Consider the following 17,490-nt stretch of genomic DNA (forward strand, 5'->3'; position numbering starts at 1 on the left):
CAAATGCTTCAAAAGCTGAAAAAAGTGGATTATGTCGTCGTATTTATCCTTTTCATATTCATGGGCATCAGTATTATGGCCATCTACAGCGTGACCGTCGGAACCAAATTCGAGGGCTCCCACATCAAGATGATCGAGTTCTACATCATGGCATTCGTCGCCTTTTTTGCGCTGATATTGCTGGATTACAAGGTGCTCGTTAAATATGCGCTCTATCTGTATCTATTCGGGATAGCGCTTTTGATCGTGGTTAACTTTTTCGGTTCGGACGTCAATGGTGCGCAGGGCTGGTTAAAGCTCGGCGGCTTCAGTCTGCAGCCGGCGGAGCTGTTTAAGCTGCTCCTGATTATTTTCCTGACCTATTTGCTGATGAAACGGCCGAAGGCCAAATTATCTCTCTGGCGGGATGTGCTGCCGATCGGCGGACTGGCTTTCATACCGTTTGCGATCGTCATGCTCCAGAATGACCTGGGAAATGCGCTCAGCTACGTGCTGATTTTGCTCGGTCTGCTGTGGATCGGCAATATCAAGTTTTTACATGCTTTTCTCGCGCTCGTTATTTTGGCGGCTGCTGCCGTGGGCGGCATTCTTTCGTACATTCACTATCACGACAACATCGAGAGCTTCCTGAATAAAATCGGACGGACCCACTGGACGGAACGGATCGATCCGTGGCTGGTTCCGGACAAGGCGACGGCGAAAGCCTCCTACCATACCAAAAACGCCAAGCTCGCCATCGCCTCCGGCGGCATGCTGGGCGAAGGCTACATGAAGGGCACCTCCGTTCAGTCGGGCCGCGTTCCGTATACGTACTCCGATTCGATTTTCGTGGAAATCGCGGAGGAATTCGGCTTCGTCGGTTCCTCGGTCGTGCTGCTGCTTTACTTTATATTGATTCACCGCATGATTCTGATCTCGCTCGAATGCCGGGACCGGGCCGGCCCGCTTTTGATCGTCGGGGTGATCTCGATGATGCTCTATCAGATTTTCGAGAATATCGGCGCCTTTATCGGCATCATGCCGCTGACCGGCATCACGCTGCCGTTTATCAGTTACGGCGGTACTTCGCTGCTGATTAACGTGGCAAGCATCGGCATCGTGATGAGCGTACGCGTTCACGGCCATGAAGTCAGCGAGGATATTGTTACCCAGACCCAAAAGCTTTCAGCATCGAAGCACGCCTGAAGAAAACGAGAAGACCGCGAGCGTATCTCTCTATAAGGGAGAAAGCTTGCCGGTCTTTTTTCATTTTTGAGAGATTCATAGGTTTAGACTCTATCAAATCCGGACACAATGATCAGTATCATAGAGGTTTTGATAGAGGGGGAACGAATGATATGCTTATGAATCATGACAAGGAAGACCGCCTCCGGTCTCTCGTTAAGAATACCGCCATAATATGTTGTATCCTGTTTATGCTCGCAATGACCTGGGACGCCCAAAAAACCGATGCCGCCTTGGCTGGTGGACCGATTCCGCAAGAATCCATACGCCTGCGTATCCTCGCCAACTCGGATAATCCAAACGATCAGCTCGTCAAAAGGGAGATTCGCGATGCCGTGGTCGCCGAAATGGACGGCTGGGTGCAGCAGCTGGAGGATCCGCAAAGCCTGGATGAAGCGCGTGCGACGATTCGCCGCCATCTTCCGGAGCTGCATGATCTGGTGGGGGAAGAGCTGGCAAAGAAGGGCATTACTTATGACTATCAGGTTGAGCTGGCCATCGTTCCTTTTCCGACGAAGCTATACGGAGGTACCGTGTATCCGGCAGGCAACTACGAAGCGCTAAGAATCACGCTTGGTGAGGGAAAAGGCCAAAACTGGTGGTGCGTGCTGTTCCCGCCGCTCTGCTTTATCGATGCGGGAAGCGGCGACGCGGCGGCGCAGCCGGCCGCAGCGAAAGCATCGGCGAAAGCAGACGCCGCCAAAGCGCAGGATGGCAAAGACGGCAAAGACGGCAAGGTGAAAAAGACGTCATATACCCCTTCCGAAGCGAAGACGCAGGCGGTAACAGCTACCGAGCAGGTACCGGCCAAGGCGTCCGAGCCTCAGGTTCGCTTCTTTCTCTGGGACGTGCTCGAAAGCATCTTCGGCTGGATCAAATCCTTGTTCTGAGCGAAAGCCGCATATACGGCTGGAATTACGCTTGACGAAGATCTGTGCTAAAATACGAAAGATAAGCTGCTGGTAAGGCGAAAAAGGAACGTTTACAAATGAAGCGGCTTGACGGCTTAAAATAGGAGTGCCTGAAGTCTACGGGACAAAGGGCTGCAAGCGTTTGGACAGCAGGCATTTGCCCGGCTACCCGGCGCTTTTTTGCTGGATGAACTACGAAGAGAAAGACGGGATGGAAATGACGCATACTGATAGAGAAACCGGCGCTGGGCGGATGCCGTCCACCCCCCATTGGCATATTGATTCCGCAGCCATGTCCGAGCCTGCGAGGCTGCAAGGGCTGCTGAAAGAAGCGGCGGCTCTGCTGCGGCAGGGCGGCGTGGTTGCTTTTCCGACCGAAACCGTATACGGCCTGGGCGCCGATGCGCGCGTGACGTCGGCCGTGGAGGCCGTGTTTGCCGCCAAAGGCAGGCCTTCGGATAATCCGCTTATCGTCCATATAGCGAAGGACGAGCAGCTGGATGAGCTTGTGCAGCAGGTGGGTCCTACAGCGCGGAAGCTGATGGATGCCTTCTGGCCGGGACCGTTGACCATCGTGCTTCCGGTCCGGGAGGGCGTATTATCTCCGCGCGTTACCGCGGGTCTCGATACGGTAGGCATCCGTATGCCGGACCATCCGGTCGCGCTGGCCTTGATTGAAGAATCCGGATGTCCGGTTGCGGCTCCGAGCGCGAACCGTTCCGGACGTCCGAGCCCGACATTGGCCGGCCATGTGCTTGAGGATTTGGCCGATTCGATCGACGGGATTGTCGACGGCGGCGCGACGGGGGTCGGCGTGGAGTCGACCGTTGTACAGGTGCAGGAGGACGGCGCCATCACGGTTCTGCGCCCCGGCGGCGTTACCCTGGAGCAGCTGTCGCTGGCTGCCGGCGTTCCGGTGCAGCTCGATCCTGCCTTGCTTCCCGAATCGGGAGGCGTAAGCGATCAGGCACCGCGGGCTCCGGGAATGAAATACACGCACTATGCCCCGAAGGGTGAGCTCAGCATCGTGACCGGGGAATCGCAGGCCGAAGTTTCCGCATGGATCAGCCGCAGCCTGAAAGAAGCCGCTGCGCGCGGCGAGCGGACAGGTGTGCTTGCCTTCGACGAGCACATCGGCTCATATGAGGCGGACTGCGTTCTGTCGCTGGGCAGCCTTTCCGATCTGAGCACGGCTGCGCATCGGTTATACGCCCTGCTTCGCCGCATGGATGAAGAGCGCATCGGCTATATTTTATCCGAGGCTTGTCCCGAGGATGGGCTGGGCGCTGCAATTATGAACCGGCTTCGCAAGGCGGCCGGGCAAACCGTTATTCGCCTCGGCTGAGCCGCCGGAGGATCCTGTCCGCATGTACAAGTCATGATTGTCCTTGTGTCCGCATATGGTTGTACAAGAACCTAACGGACATGGGGGAGTTGGAATGTTGGAGACATCTGCCGGCTTGGGGCAGCTGATTACGATCCTGATCATGGCCACAGCCTTGGGGATGGACGCTTTTTCGCTTGGAATCGGTATCGGTATGAAAGGGATCCGTCTGCTACATGTGCTGAGAATCAGCGTGCTTATCGGATTTTTTCACATTCTAATGCCGCTGCTGGGTATATTTACCGGCCAGTATATGAGCTCGCTGCTCGGACAAGTTACCAACTATGCTGCGGGAGGACTGCTGATTTTGCTGGGCGCGCATATGGTGTTCAACTCGTTTAAAGCCAGGGAGACCCGGATGATTGATCACCGTTCGCTGCTGGGCATGCTCCTGTTTTCGCTGAGCGTCAGCATCGACTCTTTTTCGGTCGGGGTGTCGCTGGGGATGTTCCGGAGCGATCTGCTTCTGACGGTACTCGCTTTCGGTATCTGCGGAGGGGCACTGTCGGTGATGGGCCTGCTGCTCGGGCGGAGGGTCAGCCGTAATTTGGGTGAATTCGGAGAGGCGCTGGGAGGCGTCATTCTGATGGCCTTTGGCCTCGCCTTTATCTTTTGAAGCTGTTGGAAAGGTTAAGCAACGAGACTGTGTTATTCTATTATCACAAGAAAAACATCTGCGAAAACTGTTCAATGGGAAGCACGCTGGAGAATGTTGTTTTTCTTATACCATAACTTGAACAATCCGGGAGGTGCGATAAACGTGAAGCATATTTTATTTGTGTGTACGGGGAACACGTGCCGCAGCCCGATGGCGGAAGCTCTGTTACGCAAAATCGCAAAGGACCGCGGGCTTGCGGTCGAAGCCCGTTCGGCCGGTGTGGCGGCGATGGACGGCATGTCGATGTCGCGGCATGCGGAGGCGGTTCTGCGCGACCATGATATCGATGACCGTCTGACATCCAAGCCGCTGGGAAGCGAGGCGGTGGAGTGGTCGGATTTGATCCTTACGCTGACGCAGGGGCATAAGCAGCATGTGATCCGGAGCTTTCCGCAGGCGGCTGATAAAGTATATACCCTGAAGGAATATGCGGAGAGCGACAAGGAAGTGCTGAATGATCTGGCGGAGCTGGACAGCTTGTATGCGACCTGGGAGGTCAAGCGTTCGCTCGGGCAGGAGCTTAGCGATGAAGAACGGGAACGGCTGATTGAGATTCAGCAGCGGATTCCGAGCTTCGACATCTCCGATCCGTTCGGGGGCTCGCGTGAAGACTATGATTTGGCGGCGGCGGAAATCCGCACGGCCATCGAGCGGCTGTTGGATAAGCTGGAGCCTTAACGCCACATGCAGAGGCAAAATATTCCTCATTGCTTTTCGAACTTGAATGATTTATGATGGTTGTGAAAACTTAAGATCCGGTGTAACTGGCGACGAGTGTGGATGAAACCACGATGGAGCACCGGAGTATACGGCCGGTCGCCTGGGCGAAAGAGCAATTCTGCGGTTAACCGCGGACTGCTCTTTTTTGTATTAAAGAACCTTCATCTCGGGGCTCTGAAATAGGGTATAATGGTACAAGAAGTCACACAAGCACGAATTTCAGGGAGGTTTACGAAAGATGAAGATTGCTGTGGGAACAGACCACGCGGGAGTGCGTTTAAAGGAAGACATCATTGCCGTCATTCAGGAAATGGGACATGAAGCGGTGGACGTGGGATGCAGCTGCGATAGCTCCGTGGACTATCCGGATTATGCCCTGCCTGTCTGCGAGCAAGTCATCTCGGGCGAGGCTGACCGCGGCATTTTAATCTGCGGCAGCGGTATCGGCATGAGCATTGCGGCCAACAAGGTTCCCGGCATCCGCTGCGCGCTGGTACATGACGTATTTTCCGCGAAAGCAACGAGAGAGCACAATGACTCCAATGTGCTGGCGATGGGCGAGCGCGTCATCGGCCCCGGCCTCGCGCAGGAAATTGCGAAGACCTGGATCGGCACGCCATTCAGCGAAGGCGAGCGCCATGTTGGACGCGTCAACAAAATCAAGGCGATTGAGGACCGTTATCTGCAGTCTTAGGGAGGTGTTCGTATGGAATCGGCGGAAACAGGCATTCCATCGGAAGTTTCACTAAAAGAGCAAGTGTCGGGAATTTTACGCGAGCTGGCGGAGGCTGTGGGGCTTGGCTCCGGCAAGGTAGTCGTGGTCGGGACCAGCACGAGCGAGGTGGCCGGCCGGCGGATCGGCACCTCGGGAGCTCTCGAAGTGGCGAATGAGCTGCTGGAAGGCATCGAGGAGGTCCGTAAGGAATTCGGCTTTGACGTCGCGTTTCAGTGCTGCGAGCATCTGAACCGTGCGCTGGTCGTGGAACGATCCCTTCTGGAAGGCCTTCGTCTGACCGAAGTGGCGGCTGTTCCGGTACCCAAAGCCGGAGGCTCTATGGCAAGCGCGGCTTACCGCTCCATGAGCAATCCGTGTCTGGCCGAAACGATTGAGGCGGACGCCGGCATCGATATCGGGGAGACGCTGATCGGCATGCACCTGCGGCGCGTCGCCGTTCCGTACCGCACTCAGCTGCGTTACGTGGGCAAAGCCCGCGTGAACAGCGCCTATACGCGGCCTAAGCTGATCGGCGGGGAACGTGCGGTATACCGCATGGATGCCGGTCCGGACGAGGGCAGCGCCCATCTGTGCGATTAATACATTGAACTGAGGCAAGATACGACTTTAGCTCAATTCAGGTACATTTTCAGTAATTCTGCATTAAAAAATAGATAGCTGAACTTAAGGGAGGAACTAGGAATTATGGATCAATTGCGTAAGAAGGACCCGGCTGTGCTGGAAGCGATGGATTTGGAGCTGAAGCGTCAGCGCAGCAACATTGAGCTGATTGCCTCGGAGAACATTGTCAGTGAAGCGGTGATGGAAGCCATGGGCTCCGTCCTGACCAACAAATATGCGGAAGGATATCCAGGAAAACGGTATTACGGCGGCTGCGAGCGCGTCGATATCGTGGAGGATATCGCCCGTGACCGCGCCAAGCAATTGTTCGGCGCAGAGCATGCCAACGTGCAGCCGCATTCCGGCGCGCAGGCGAACATGGCCGTCTACCTTGCCGCCCTTAACCCTGGCGACACCGTTCTAGGCATGAACCTGGCCCATGGCGGCCACTTGACGCACGGCAGCCCGGTCAACGCATCCGGACTTCTCTACAACTTCGCTGCCTACGGCGTGCAGGAAGACAGCTTCCTCATCGACTATGACGAAGTCCGCAAGGCGGCCTTCAAGCACCGTCCCCGTCTGATCGTAGCCGGTGCCAGCGCGTACCCGCGCACGATCGATTTTGAAGCCTTCGCTTCGATCGCAAACGATGTGGGCGCCCTCTTCATGGTGGATATGGCGCATATCGCCGGTCTGGTAGCCGCAGGCGTGCATCCAAGCCCTGTGCCGCATGCCCACTTCGTGACGACGACAACGCACAAAACGCTGCGCGGACCTCGCGGCGGCATGATCCTGTGCAGAAAGCCATGGGCGCAGGCCATTGATAAAGCCGTATTTCCGGGCTCCCAAGGCGGACCGCTGATGCACGTGATCGCATCCAAGGCCGTTGCGCTTGGCGAAGCTCTTGATCCTTCCTTCAAAACCTATGCGGAGAACGTCGTGAAGAATGCCAAGGTTCTGGCTGAAACCCTGATCAGCGAAGGCTTGAACATCGTGTCCGGCGGCACAGACAACCATCTGATGCTGGTCGATACGCGCAGCGTGAACATTACCGGTAAGGAAGCGGAGAAGGTGCTGGATTCGATCGGTATTACCGTCAACAAAAACGCGATTCCTTTCGATCCGACCAGCCCATTCGTTACCAGCGGTATCCGTATCGGTACGCCAGCCGCCACATCGCGCGGCATGGATGAAGCTGCGATGGTGAAAATCGGAGAAATCATCGCCATGACGCTGAAACAGCCGAATGACGATACGGTGCTATCCAAGGCAGCGGCTCTGGTGAAGGAACTGACGGATCAATATCCGCTGTATCCGGAACTGAACTATTAATACCATTTTTCGCTCGTAAAGGTGAGGGCTGGAAGCTTGGCTTCCGGCCCTTTTTGCTTGATAAGGCATCAATGTGTGCAGTAATATGATGATTTCCCATGGCTCCGCTTCCTCCGGGCTTTTCTACCCATTTGGAACCAAATGTTTAATCTGCTGCATATTATGGCGAAAATAAACATCAGGATTCTCATCAGCAGGTAAAGCCCATCCGGGTGACCGTGAAAGAAGGTTTATTTCACTGAATGTAGGTGCAATTTCAATTCAGGGAATGATATAATAAACAAGATTTGTGTACCTGCACGTATTTGCACATGCAAAACCGGCACTGGCAGCACTAAGACTTACAATTACCGGAGGGACAAACAATGGGAAAACTGGTGATTTGTGATCACCCTTTGATTCAACACAAGCTGACATTTATCCGTGATGTGCGGACAAACACAAAGGATTTCCGTGAACTTGTTGATGAAGTTGCTTCTTTGATGGCTTATGAGATTACGCGCGAGGTTCCGCTGGAGACCGTGAAGGTTCAGACGCCGGTCGCCGAAATGGACGGCAAGGTATTGGCCGGACGCATGCTCGGACTCATTCCGATTCTGCGTGCGGGTCTTGGCATGCTTGAAGGGGTTCTGAAGCTTATTCCGGCTGCAAAGGTGGGCCATGTCGGCTTGTTCCGCGATCCGGAAACGCTGCAGCCTGTCGAATACTACACGAAGCTGCCTACAGACGTAACGGAGCGCGAGCTGATCGTGATTGATCCGATGCTGGCCACAGGCGGCTCTGCGATCGCGGCAATTGACGTTCTGAAGAAGCGCGGCTGCACCCAGATCAAAATGATGAATCTGATCGCAGCGCCTGAAGGCGTGAAAGCCGTACAGGAAGCTCACCCGGATGTAGACATCTATGTCGCCGCGCTTGACGAAAAATTGGACGACCATGGATATATCGTGCCTGGGCTCGGCGATGCCGGTGACCGACTGTTCGGAACCAAGTGAAGCGAAAAGAGGTAAAAGCTCATGTCTAAAATAAAAGTAATGACTATTTTCGGCGTGCGTCCGGAGGCTATCAAGATGGCCCCGCTCATTCTGGAGCTGGAAAAGCATCCCGAGCATATCGAGTCGGTAGTCTGCGTTACGGCGCAGCATCGCCAGATGCTGGACCAGGTGCTTGAGGTGTTCAAAATCAAGCCGGACTATGATCTGGACGTCATGAAGGACCGCCAGACGCTGAACGAGATCACGATTCGCGTGCTGGAAGGGCTGGAGCCTGTCCTGCGCGATGCGAAGCCCGATATCGTTCTGGTCCATGGAGACACGCTGACGACCTTCCTGGCGAGCTATGCGTCGTTCCTGCAGCAGATCCAGGTAGGACATGTGGAGGCCGGTCTACGGACCTGGAACAAGCTCTCTCCGTATCCGGAGGAGATGAACCGCCAGCTGACAGGCGTTCTGGCCGATCTGCATTTTGCGCCAACCGACTGGTCTGCGGGCAATTTGCGGAAAGAGAACAAAAATGATTCAAGAATATATGTCACAGGCAACACCGTAACGGATGTGTTTCAATATACCGTACAGCCTGACTACCATCACCCGGTTCTGGATTGGGCCGCGGGCAAAAGGCTGGTTCTGATGACCGCGCATCGCCGCGAATCGCAGGGTGAGCCGCATATGAACATTTTCCGGGCGGTCAAACGCCTTGCGGACGAGTTCGACGATATTGCCATCGTTTATCCTGTTCATCCGAGCCCCGCAGTGAAAGAGCCTGCGCATGCGGTTCTTGGCGGACATCCGAGAATCAAACTGATCGAACCGCTGGATGTGGTGGACCTGCATAATTTTTATCCTCATACCCATTTGATTCTGACGGATTCGGGCGGTCTTCAGGAGGAAGCTCCTTCGTTCGGCGTTCCGGTTCTCGTGCTTCGCGATACTACCGAACGTCCGGAAGGAATCGAGGCCGGCACATTGGAGCTGGTCGGCACGGATGAGGCGAAGGTTTACGAACGCGCCAAAGCCATTCTGTCCGATCAGAAGCTCTATGATTCCATGAGCGGCGCGGCAAATCCATATGGGGACGGCAAGGCTTCGGAACGGATAGTTCAGGCGATTCTGCATCATTTTGGCATCAAAAATGAACGCCCCGAAGAATTTCACAGAAAGTTCACAAAGGAAAGTTAAGGCAACATTCTTAGGGCGAAGAGTACAGCATACAGTTAAACTGTACGGTTTACACGGTATTGGAGCGTTTTGCTGTGATTATTTTCATAGTTTCAGGCCATTTCGACATCAATTCGCTCAATTGACAAACTCTTGTGACATTCAGTAAAATGAACTGGGATTATGAGGGTGGACTGAAAATGAGTAAACCTGAAAAGCCTAAAAAAACCAATAAAAACACGGCGAGCCCCATGAAATATATGGGACTTGTAAGCGCAATCGGCATTGACCTTGCTGCATGCACCTTAGGAGGCTTTTATTTGGGCTCCTGGCTGGACAAGGTTCTGGGAGGACCCGGACTCTGGATCGCTTTCGGCGTTCTGCTTGGGCTCCTGATCGGTGGCGTAAGCGTTTTTATGATCACCAAGGCAGTCATGGGGGAAAGTGATGAATGAATTATGGAAATACCGCAGGGTATTGACCAGAACCACACTTTATTTCCTGGCCCTTTGCTTTTTGGGTGCTGCTGTCTTTCCGCAATACCGGGGCATTGCGCTGGGTATGGTGCTTGGCTCCAGCGTGAGCTTGCTTAACAGCTTTTATCTGGGGTACAAGGTGCAGAAAGTGTTGGATACTGTCACCAGCGGAGAAGGTAAAAAGGTGAATATGGGGTTTATGACCCGCGCAGCCCTTAGCGTGTTGGCCGTCGTCCTGGCTTATCAAAATCAGGACACGTTCAATATCTACGCTGTAGCAGCTACCCTGATCTTATCGCAGTTCCTTCTCTTATTCATAGGAATTCGATTGTCTCGTAAAGAAGAGTAGATTGTTCAACTGAGAAAGGGGTGAGAAAAATATGCATAAATCACCGATTATTGAATTGGGCGGCATTCCAATCGACCTTTCCATTATCCTAATGCTCATCGTGACATGCGTTGTCGTGTTTGTTATTGCCAAGCTGGCAACAAGAAACTTGTCCGTGGAAAATCCGGGCAAACTGCAGAACTTCATGGAATGGGCGGTTGAATTCGTTCAAGGCCTGATTTCCAGCACGATGGACTGGAAAAAAGGGAAGCACTTCTTGTCTCTTGGCCTCACGTTCATCATGTTCATCTTCGTGGCGAACCTGCTCGGCTTGCCGTTTGGTATCGTAACCGATTATCATGATGCAGGTCATGCTCACATCTTCGGCAAGGAGATTGTCTCCGTAACCGAGGAGTTTGCTAAGCATCCGGAATCAGAGGAAGTTGGCGTAGCTTGGTGGAAATCGCCGACCGCTGACGCTTCCGTGACGATGGCTTTGGCGTTGATTGTCTTCTTGTTGTCGCATTTCCTCGGAATTACGAAGAACACGAAGAATTATTTCAAACACTATTTCCAGCCGTACTGGTTCTTCTTCCCGATCAACGTTATCGAACAGTTCGCCAAACTGCTCACGCAGGGCATGCGTCTATTCGGTAATATTTTCGCGGGCGAGGTTCTGATCTCCGTACTGCTGAAATTGACCGCGCTTGGCGCAGTAGGCTGGGTTGCTTCCGCGCTCGGACTCATTGTTTGGCAGGGCTTCAGTATTTTCGTCGGCGCTATCCAGGCCTTCGTCTTTACGATCCTGACCATGGTGTACATCTCGCAAATGATCGAGACGCACGACGAACACGAACATTAGCTTCAACAGTTAAGCTGAGGCATCGCTTCACTCTTAACTAAACATAAATTCTAACAAATACACATCTCTAAGGAGGATTTTACAAATGGGAGTTTGGGCATTTTTGGCAGCTGCTATCGCAGTAGGTTTGGGCGCACTTGGCGCAGGTATTGGTAACGGTTTGATCGTAAGTAAGACAGTTGAAGGTATCGCTCGTCAACCAGAAGCGAAATCCACGCTTCAAACAACAATGTTTATCGGTGTAGGTCTGGTCGAAGCCCTTCCAATCATCGGTGTAGTACTCGCGTTCTTGTTCTACGCAGGAGCATAATTTAAAACGAGCAAGGTTTGGCGGGGAAGGCCACGGCCATCCGCGCCTTCTTTTTAGCCGTCAGATATGATTCTTTCGGAAGCAAGAGTGAACGGCAGTGTACGTGCACCGGAAAGGAGTGACTAGATTTGAGTATTAACATCGCGTCTTTTGTACTCGCGTTAATCGCATTTGTGATTTTGTATTTGCTTCTCAACAAGTACGCTTTCGGACCCCTCTTTTCCATCATGGAAAAACGCCGTGAGCTGGTGCTGCAGCAGATGAACGAAGCATCGCAAACCCGCGATCAGGCAGTCGCTTATGTAGAGGAGCAGAAGAAAGCCCTCGAGGCGGCTCGCAAGGAAGCATACGAAATTATCGAACAGTCCAAACAAACGAGCAGCAAACAGGCTGATCAGTTGATGGCACAGGCGAAAGAAGAAGCTGCTCGCATTAAAGAAGATGCGGTACGCGACATCGCCAGCGAAAAGAACAAGGCGGTTCAGGAACTGCGCAGCGAAGTTGGCGCCGTATCGGTGAAGATCGCTTCCAAGCTGCTTGAAAAAGAAGTCAGCAGCAACAATGTACAGGAAGAGCTCGTGGACCAATACCTTAAAGAGGTAGGGGGCAGACCATGAGCCGGGAAACAATAGCAGCCAAGCGTTACGCAAAGGCGCTGTTTGAAGTGGCTGCAGGGCAACAGAAGACGCTGGAAGTGGAACAGGAACTGAAGGCTGTCGTGGAAGCCATTGCGGCCGACCGTGATGTGCAGAAGTTTATCTCCACACCCAATATTTCCGAAACAGTGAAACTGGATGTGCTGAAAAAAGCCCTTCAAGAAAAAGTATCCCAGCCGGTCATCAACACCCTTGAACTGCTCATTGAGCGGGGCAGAGCTGATATCCTGACGGATCTTCTGGATAGCTATATCCGGATCGAAGGCGAAAGCCTCGGAATTGCGGATGCTACGGTGTACTCCACTTATCCGCTGAGTGAGCAGGAACGGGAGGCCGTTGCTGCACAATTTGGCGCATTGGCTAACAAGAAAATTCGCGTGAATAACGTGGTTGATAAAAGTCTGCTCGGCGGCGTGAAAGTCATCATCGGCGATATGCTGTATGACGGCAGTCTGGCAGGGAAACTGGAACGGCTTGAAAAGTCTTTTATTAGACAAGCACAGTAGATAGGGGTGAAGACACTTGAGTATCAGACCTGAAGAAATCAGTACGCTGATTAAAAGTCAAATTGAACAATATAAATCAGATATCGAGGTATCCGAAGTCGGTACCGTTATTCAAGTAAGCGACGGTATCGCTCGTATTCACGGTATTGAGAACGTAATGTCCGGCGAACTCGTTGAATTCGCAAACGGTGTCTCCGGCCTTGCGCTGAACCTGGAAGAAAGCAACGTGGGTGTCGTTATCCTCGGCCCTTACAAGGAAATCAAAGAAGGCGACCAAGTGAAACGTACCGGCCGCATCATGCAGGTTCCTGTAGGTGAAGGTCTTCTCGGACGCGTTGTGAACCCTATGGGTGAACCACTGGATGGTAAAGGTCCTATTGAAGCGACTGAATACCGCCCGGTAGAAAACATGGCTCCTGGCGTTATCGATCGTAAATCGGTACATGAGCCTATGCAAACCGGTATCAAAGCCATTGATGCCATGGTGCCAATCGGCCGCGGACAACGCGAGCTCATCATTGGTGACCGTCAAACCGGTAAAACCCAAATTGCCATCGATACGATCATTAACCAAAAGGGCAATGGCGTAAAATGTATCTATGTTGCAATCGGTCAAAAGCAATCCACTGTAGCGCAAGTGGTTGAATCTCTCCGTCGTCATGGCGCGCTTGATTACACCATCATCGTTACAGCATCGGCTTCCGAGCCATCCCCACTCTTGTACATCGCTCCTTATGCGGGCTGTGCAATGGGCGAATACTTTATGTACAAAGGCGAGCATGCGCTGATCATCTATGATGACTTGTCCAAACAAGCAGCGGCATACCGAGAACTTTCCTTGCTTTTGAAGCGTCCTCCAGGCCGCGAGGCTTATCCTGGTGACGTATTCTATCTGCATTCCCGTTTGCTGGAACGCGCTGCGAAGCTGAGCGATGCTTTGGGTGGAGGTTCATTAACCGCTTTGCCATTCATTGAAACACAAGCTTCCGACGTTTCCGCATACATTCCGACGAACGTAATCTCGATTACGGACGGTCAGATTTTCCTTGAGTCCGAGCTGTTCTATGCAGGTCAGCGTCCGGCGATTAACGTAGGTATCTCTGTATCCCGTGTCGGCAGTTCCGCTCAAATCAAGGCCATGAAAAAAGTAGCCGGCGGTATGAAGCTCGACCTTGCTCAATACCGTGAGCTTCAAGCGTTCTCCCAGTTCGGCTCCGACTTGGATAAATCCACGCTTGCCCGCTTGAACCGTGGTGCAAGACTGATGGAAATTCTGAAGCAAGGGGTTAACCAGCCGCTCCAGGTTGAGCAGCAGGTTGCGAGCTTGTACACGGCAGTGAGAGGCCATCTGGATGACATTCCAGTGGGCGATATCCGCCGCTTCGAAAAAGAATTCCTGGCATTCCTGGAGAGCAATCATCCGGAAATCCTGGCTTCCATTCGCGATACCAAAGATCTGGTTGCTGACAATGAAGCGGCTCTGAAAGATGCGATCGCGAAATTCAAAAGAGGCTTTGCTGTTATGGCGTAAGCTATTAACATGAACCGGGCCGCAAGGCTCGGATTCATCTTTTTCAGATATAAGCGCTTTGACCCGGTCAAAGCTCGGCTAATGCTTTCAAAGTAACTTTGGCTCAGCCAAAGTTCAGGTTTATGCTTTCGAAGTAAACTTTAGCTTCGCTAAAGTTCAGTTTACGCTTACGATGTTAGCTTTGACCTTCAGTCAAAGCTTGGGTTTATGCTTTCGAAGTAAACTTTAGCTTCGCTAAAGTTCTGAGGTGGTGAAAACATGGCAAGAGGATTGCGTGAAATAAAACGTCAGATCAAAAGTATTCAAGGTACGAAGCAAATCACGAAAGCGATGGAAATGGTTGCGGCCTCCAAGCTGAGAAAAGCGCAGGAGATGGCACAGCATGCCCGTCCTTATTCGGATAAGCTGAAAGAAGTGGTGGCCAGCATCGCTTCCGGTACGAAAGGCATCAAGCATCCGATGTTCGAGAAACGCCCCGTGAAAAAGACGGGTTACCTGGTTATCACTTCGGATCGCGGTCTTGCCGGTGGATACAACGCCAACATTTTGAAAAAAGTGATGACGACGATCAAAGAGAAGCACAAGTCGACCGACGAATACGTTATTTTCGTCATCGGACGCAAAGGCCGCGATTATTTCCGACGCCGCGAAATGCCGGTTGTGCAGGAAGTAACGGATCTATCCGATACGCCTTCCTTCTCTGACATCAAGTCGATCGCTTATGCAGCGGTACGCCAGTTTGAAGATTCGCAAATCGACGAACTGCATATCTGCTATAACCGTTTCGTGAACGCACTGACTCAAATTCCTGAAGTGGATCAGCTTCTGCCTATGGAAAACATGGGGACGGGAGCGACCGGCGTAACAGCAAGCTACGAGTATGAGCCGTCTCCGGAAGCCGTGCTTGAAGCATTGCTGCCAAGATACGCGGAAACCTTGATTTTCAGCGCATTGCTGGACGGTAAGGCGAGTGAGCTGGGAGCGAAAATGACGGCAATGGGCGCTGCAACGAAGAATGCGACCAAGCTGATTAACGAATTGACGCTTACGTACAACCGTGCACGTCAGGCTGCCATTACGCAGGAAATTTCCGAGATCGTGGCCGGAGCCAACGCTCAGGCATAAGGACCATTTTAAAGCAACGACAAACCATGAACGGATGACGTTAAGCATTGCAGCTTACGATGTAGGTTTGCATATAAGCAGACTTGTAGGAGGGAACAAAAAAGATGAACAAAGGACGCGTAGTCAGCATTATGGGTGCGGTTGTCGACATCGAGTTCGAAAGAGGTCAACTACCGGAAATCTACAATGCGATTAAAATTGAGGGCACGGTCGCTGGCGGACGCCAAATCGACTTGACCCTGGAAGCTTCAAACCATCTGGGTGACAACATGGTACGTTGTATCGCCATGTCTTCCACAGACGGACTGGTTCGCGGTATGGAAGCTGTCGATCAAGGCGCTCCAATCTCGGTTCCAGTCGGTTCCGCAACACTTGGCCGTGTATTTAACGTTCTGGGCCAGCCGATTGACCAAGCGGGCGACGTGGTTGCTGAAGTGAGCAACCCGATCCACCGTGAAGCTCCAAAATACGATGAACTGTCCACGCAAGCTGAAATGCTGGAGACAGGTATCAAAGTAATCGACCTTTTGGCTCCTTATCAAAAGGGCGGTAAGATCGGTCTGTTCGGAGGCGCGGGTGTAGGTAAAACCGTTGCAATCCAGGAACTGATCAACAACATTGCGCAGGAACACGGCGGTATTTCCGTATTTGCGGGTGTTGGTGAGCGTACTCGTGAAGGTAACGACTTGTACCATGAAATGAGCGACTCCGGCGTTATCAGCAAGACCGCGATGGTATTCGGACAAATGAACGAACCACCGGGCGCGCGTCTTCGCGTAGCATTGACAGGTCTGACGATGGCGGAATACTTCCGTGATCAAGAAGGCAAAGACGTGCTGCTCTTTATCGACAACATTTTCCGCTTTACCCAAGCCGGTTCCGAAGTATCCGCCTTGCTCGGCCGTATGCCGTCCGCGGTAGGTTACCAGCCTACGCTGGCAACGGAAATGGGTCAGCTGCAAGAGCGTATCACGTCCACGAAAAAAGGTTCCGTAACTTCCATTCAGGCGATTTACGTGCCTGCGGATGACTATACGGACCCGGCTCCTGCAACGACATTTGCCCACTTGGATGCAACGACGAACCTGGAGCGTAAGATCTCCGAAATGGGTATCTACCCAGCGGTAGATCCGCTTGCTTCGAGCTCCCGGATCCTGGCACCTGAAATTGTAGGCGAAGAGCATTACAACGTAGCTCAAGGCGTTAAGCAGCTGCTTGCCCGTTATAACGAGCTTCAAGATATTATCGCGATCCTCGGTATGGATGAGTTGAGCGAAGACGACAAACTGCTCGTAGCGCGTGCGCGTAAAATACAACGTTTCTTGTCCCAACCGTTCCACGTAGCGGAAGCATTTAACGGCATGCCGGGTACGTATGTACCTGTCAAAGAAACGATCCGCAGCTTCAAAGAAATCCTCGATGGCAAACACGATGATCTTCCTGAAGCAGCTTTCCTCTTCGTAGGTACGATCGACGAAGCCGTAGAAAAAGCAAAAACACTGGAATAGGTCCTGCAAGGGAAGCATAGCTTGCCGAAGCGAGCTGTTCAGGAGGGATGAACGTGAGTACCTTTTTATTGGAAATTGTGACGCCGGATCACTTGGCATATTCCGGAGAGGTAGAAAGCCTGACGGTTCGGGGTGTGGAAGGCGGTCTCGGTATCCTGCCGGGACACATTCCTATGGTTACCCCGCTTCAAGTCGCTCCGCTTATCGTTAAAACTGGCAAGAAAACGAGCCAGATTGCGGTGAATGGCGGCTTTGTGGAAATCCGTAAGGACAAGGTGGTTGTATTGGCCGAAAGCGCCGAGACCGCCGAAGAAATCGATCTGCAGCGTGCCGAAGCTGCCAAGGAACGCGCCGAGCGCCGCCTTGCAGTCAGCGGCAAGCAGGATGAAATTGATCATCGCCGTGCAGAATTGGCTCTTCAAAAAGCCGTTAACCGGATCAACGTGTTCAGCGGCAAAAATAAATAA

At 52.7% G+C, this 17,490-nt stretch carries 20 protein-coding genes and 1 riboswitch; all 20 genes read left to right on the plus strand.

The annotated features are described in order from the left end of the window. The first annotated feature begins 3 nt into the window (after positions 1–3). Positions 4–1,185, plus strand: coding sequence for an FtsW/RodA/SpoVE family cell cycle protein (locus tag PCH05_RS05780; RefSeq protein WP_127601410.1), 1,182 nt, complete (start codon positions 4–6; stop codon positions 1,183–1,185). 158 nt (positions 1,186–1,343) lie between these two features. Beyond that, entirely contained in the window at positions 1,344–2,114 is a 771-nt protein-coding gene (gene spoIIR, locus PCH05_RS05785; RefSeq protein ID WP_127601530.1) for a stage II sporulation protein R, read from the plus strand. Between the two features lie 313 nt (positions 2,115–2,427). Then, a complete protein-coding gene (locus PCH05_RS05790; protein WP_246049387.1) occupies positions 2,428–3,480 on the plus strand; it encodes an L-threonylcarbamoyladenylate synthase in 1,053 nt (350 codons plus the stop codon). A 94-nt stretch (positions 3,481–3,574) separates the two neighbouring features. Continuing rightward, positions 3,575–4,135, plus strand: a complete 561-nt coding sequence (locus PCH05_RS05795) for a manganese efflux pump MntP (protein ID WP_127601411.1) — start codon at positions 3,575–3,577, stop codon at positions 4,133–4,135. Positions 4,136–4,279: 144 nt separating this feature from the next. Beyond that, positions 4,280–4,855 (plus strand): low molecular weight protein arginine phosphatase, encoded by a 576-nt coding sequence (locus PCH05_RS05800; protein WP_127601412.1) that lies wholly within the window; start codon positions 4,280–4,282, stop codon positions 4,853–4,855. A 72-nt stretch (positions 4,856–4,927) separates the two neighbouring features. Further along, a riboswitch (ZMP/ZTP riboswitch) is annotated at positions 4,928–5,010 on the plus strand. Between the two features lie 125 nt (positions 5,011–5,135). After that, positions 5,136–5,591, plus strand: coding sequence for a ribose 5-phosphate isomerase B (gene rpiB / locus PCH05_RS05805; protein ID WP_127601413.1), 456 nt, complete (start codon positions 5,136–5,138; stop codon positions 5,589–5,591). Between the two features lie 12 nt (positions 5,592–5,603). Continuing rightward, positions 5,604–6,212 (plus strand): TIGR01440 family protein, encoded by a 609-nt coding sequence (locus PCH05_RS05810; protein WP_127601414.1) that lies wholly within the window; start codon positions 5,604–5,606, stop codon positions 6,210–6,212. A 105-nt stretch (positions 6,213–6,317) separates the two neighbouring features. Beyond that, positions 6,318–7,565, plus strand: coding sequence for a serine hydroxymethyltransferase (gene glyA, locus PCH05_RS05815; protein WP_164766557.1), 1,248 nt, complete (start codon positions 6,318–6,320; stop codon positions 7,563–7,565). Between the two features lie 365 nt (positions 7,566–7,930). Further along, entirely contained in the window at positions 7,931–8,560 is a 630-nt protein-coding gene (upp, locus tag PCH05_RS05820) for a uracil phosphoribosyltransferase (RefSeq protein ID WP_127601416.1), read from the plus strand. 21 nt (positions 8,561–8,581) lie between these two features. Beyond that, positions 8,582–9,742 carry a non-hydrolyzing UDP-N-acetylglucosamine 2-epimerase gene (wecB, locus tag PCH05_RS05825; RefSeq protein WP_127601417.1) on the plus strand — a complete coding sequence of 387 codons (1,161 nt, stop codon included), beginning with the start codon at positions 8,582–8,584 and terminating at the stop codon, positions 9,740–9,742. 179 nt (positions 9,743–9,921) lie between these two features. Further along, complete coding sequence (locus PCH05_RS05830) at positions 9,922–10,176, plus strand: AtpZ/AtpI family protein (protein WP_127601418.1); 255 nt, start codon at positions 9,922–9,924, stop codon at positions 10,174–10,176. Next, positions 10,169–10,546: an ATP synthase subunit I gene (locus PCH05_RS05835; protein ID WP_127601419.1), complete on the plus strand. Its 378-nt coding sequence runs from the start codon at positions 10,169–10,171 to the stop codon at positions 10,544–10,546. Before PCH05_RS05830 ends, PCH05_RS05835 begins: the two co-directional genes overlap by 8 nt. A gap of 31 nt (positions 10,547–10,577) precedes the next feature. Then, positions 10,578–11,387, plus strand: a complete 810-nt coding sequence (gene atpB / locus PCH05_RS05840) for a F0F1 ATP synthase subunit A (RefSeq protein WP_127601420.1) — start codon at positions 10,578–10,580, stop codon at positions 11,385–11,387. An 85-nt stretch (positions 11,388–11,472) separates the two neighbouring features. Continuing rightward, the gene (atpE, locus tag PCH05_RS05845; protein ID WP_036706394.1) at positions 11,473–11,697 is read left to right on the plus strand and encodes a F0F1 ATP synthase subunit C; all 225 of its coding nucleotides are present in this window, start codon (positions 11,473–11,475) and stop codon (positions 11,695–11,697) included. A 128-nt stretch (positions 11,698–11,825) separates the two neighbouring features. After that, positions 11,826–12,314, plus strand: coding sequence for a F0F1 ATP synthase subunit B (gene atpF / locus PCH05_RS05850; protein ID WP_127601421.1), 489 nt, complete (start codon positions 11,826–11,828; stop codon positions 12,312–12,314). Continuing rightward, positions 12,311–12,859, plus strand: a complete 549-nt coding sequence (locus tag PCH05_RS05855) for a F0F1 ATP synthase subunit delta (RefSeq protein ID WP_127601422.1) — start codon at positions 12,311–12,313, stop codon at positions 12,857–12,859. Before atpF ends, PCH05_RS05855 begins: the two co-directional genes overlap by 4 nt. 16 nt (positions 12,860–12,875) lie before the next feature. Then, positions 12,876–14,390: a F0F1 ATP synthase subunit alpha gene (atpA, locus tag PCH05_RS05860; RefSeq protein ID WP_127601423.1), complete on the plus strand. Its 1,515-nt coding sequence runs from the start codon at positions 12,876–12,878 to the stop codon at positions 14,388–14,390. A 258-nt stretch (positions 14,391–14,648) separates the two neighbouring features. Further along, positions 14,649–15,515 (plus strand): ATP synthase F1 subunit gamma, encoded by an 867-nt coding sequence (gene atpG, locus PCH05_RS05865; protein ID WP_127601424.1) that lies wholly within the window; start codon positions 14,649–14,651, stop codon positions 15,513–15,515. Positions 15,516–15,619: 104 nt separating this feature from the next. After that, positions 15,620–17,023, plus strand: a complete 1,404-nt coding sequence (atpD, locus tag PCH05_RS05870; protein ID WP_127601425.1) for a F0F1 ATP synthase subunit beta — start codon at positions 15,620–15,622, stop codon at positions 17,021–17,023. 53 nt (positions 17,024–17,076) lie between these two features. Further along, complete coding sequence (locus PCH05_RS05875; RefSeq protein WP_127601426.1) at positions 17,077–17,490, plus strand: F0F1 ATP synthase subunit epsilon; 414 nt, start codon at positions 17,077–17,079, stop codon at positions 17,488–17,490.

Source organism: Paenibacillus chibensis (assembly GCF_004001045.1).
Taxonomy (GTDB): domain Bacteria; phylum Bacillota; class Bacilli; order Paenibacillales; family Paenibacillaceae; genus Paenibacillus_AQ; species Paenibacillus_AQ chibensis.

Coding starts and splice junctions, on each gene's coding strand:
- atpB (WP_127601420.1), top strand. CDS start 10,578: ATGCATAAATCACCGATTATTGAATTGGGCGGCATTCCAATCGACCTT.
- spoIIR (WP_127601530.1), top strand. CDS start 1,344: ATGAATCATGACAAGGAAGACCGCCTCCGGTCTCTCGTTAAGAATACC.
- PCH05_RS05795 (WP_127601411.1), top strand. CDS start 3,575: ATGTTGGAGACATCTGCCGGCTTGGGGCAGCTGATTACGATCCTGATC.
- rpiB (WP_127601413.1), top strand. CDS start 5,136: ATGAAGATTGCTGTGGGAACAGACCACGCGGGAGTGCGTTTAAAGGAA.
- PCH05_RS05810 (WP_127601414.1), top strand. CDS start 5,604: ATGGAATCGGCGGAAACAGGCATTCCATCGGAAGTTTCACTAAAAGAG.
- PCH05_RS05780 (WP_127601410.1), top strand. CDS start 4: ATGCTTCAAAAGCTGAAAAAAGTGGATTATGTCGTCGTATTTATCCTT.
- atpG (WP_127601424.1), top strand. CDS start 14,649: ATGGCAAGAGGATTGCGTGAAATAAAACGTCAGATCAAAAGTATTCAA.
- atpE (WP_036706394.1), top strand. CDS start 11,473: ATGGGAGTTTGGGCATTTTTGGCAGCTGCTATCGCAGTAGGTTTGGGC.
- PCH05_RS05830 (WP_127601418.1), top strand. CDS start 9,922: ATGAGTAAACCTGAAAAGCCTAAAAAAACCAATAAAAACACGGCGAGC.
- PCH05_RS05790 (WP_246049387.1), top strand. CDS start 2,428: ATGTCCGAGCCTGCGAGGCTGCAAGGGCTGCTGAAAGAAGCGGCGGCT.
- PCH05_RS05835 (WP_127601419.1), top strand. CDS start 10,169: ATGAATGAATTATGGAAATACCGCAGGGTATTGACCAGAACCACACTT.
- PCH05_RS05855 (WP_127601422.1), top strand. CDS start 12,311: ATGAGCCGGGAAACAATAGCAGCCAAGCGTTACGCAAAGGCGCTGTTT.
- upp (WP_127601416.1), top strand. CDS start 7,931: ATGGGAAAACTGGTGATTTGTGATCACCCTTTGATTCAACACAAGCTG.
- atpD (WP_127601425.1), top strand. CDS start 15,620: ATGAACAAAGGACGCGTAGTCAGCATTATGGGTGCGGTTGTCGACATC.
- wecB (WP_127601417.1), top strand. CDS start 8,582: ATGTCTAAAATAAAAGTAATGACTATTTTCGGCGTGCGTCCGGAGGCT.
- glyA (WP_164766557.1), top strand. CDS start 6,318: ATGGATCAATTGCGTAAGAAGGACCCGGCTGTGCTGGAAGCGATGGAT.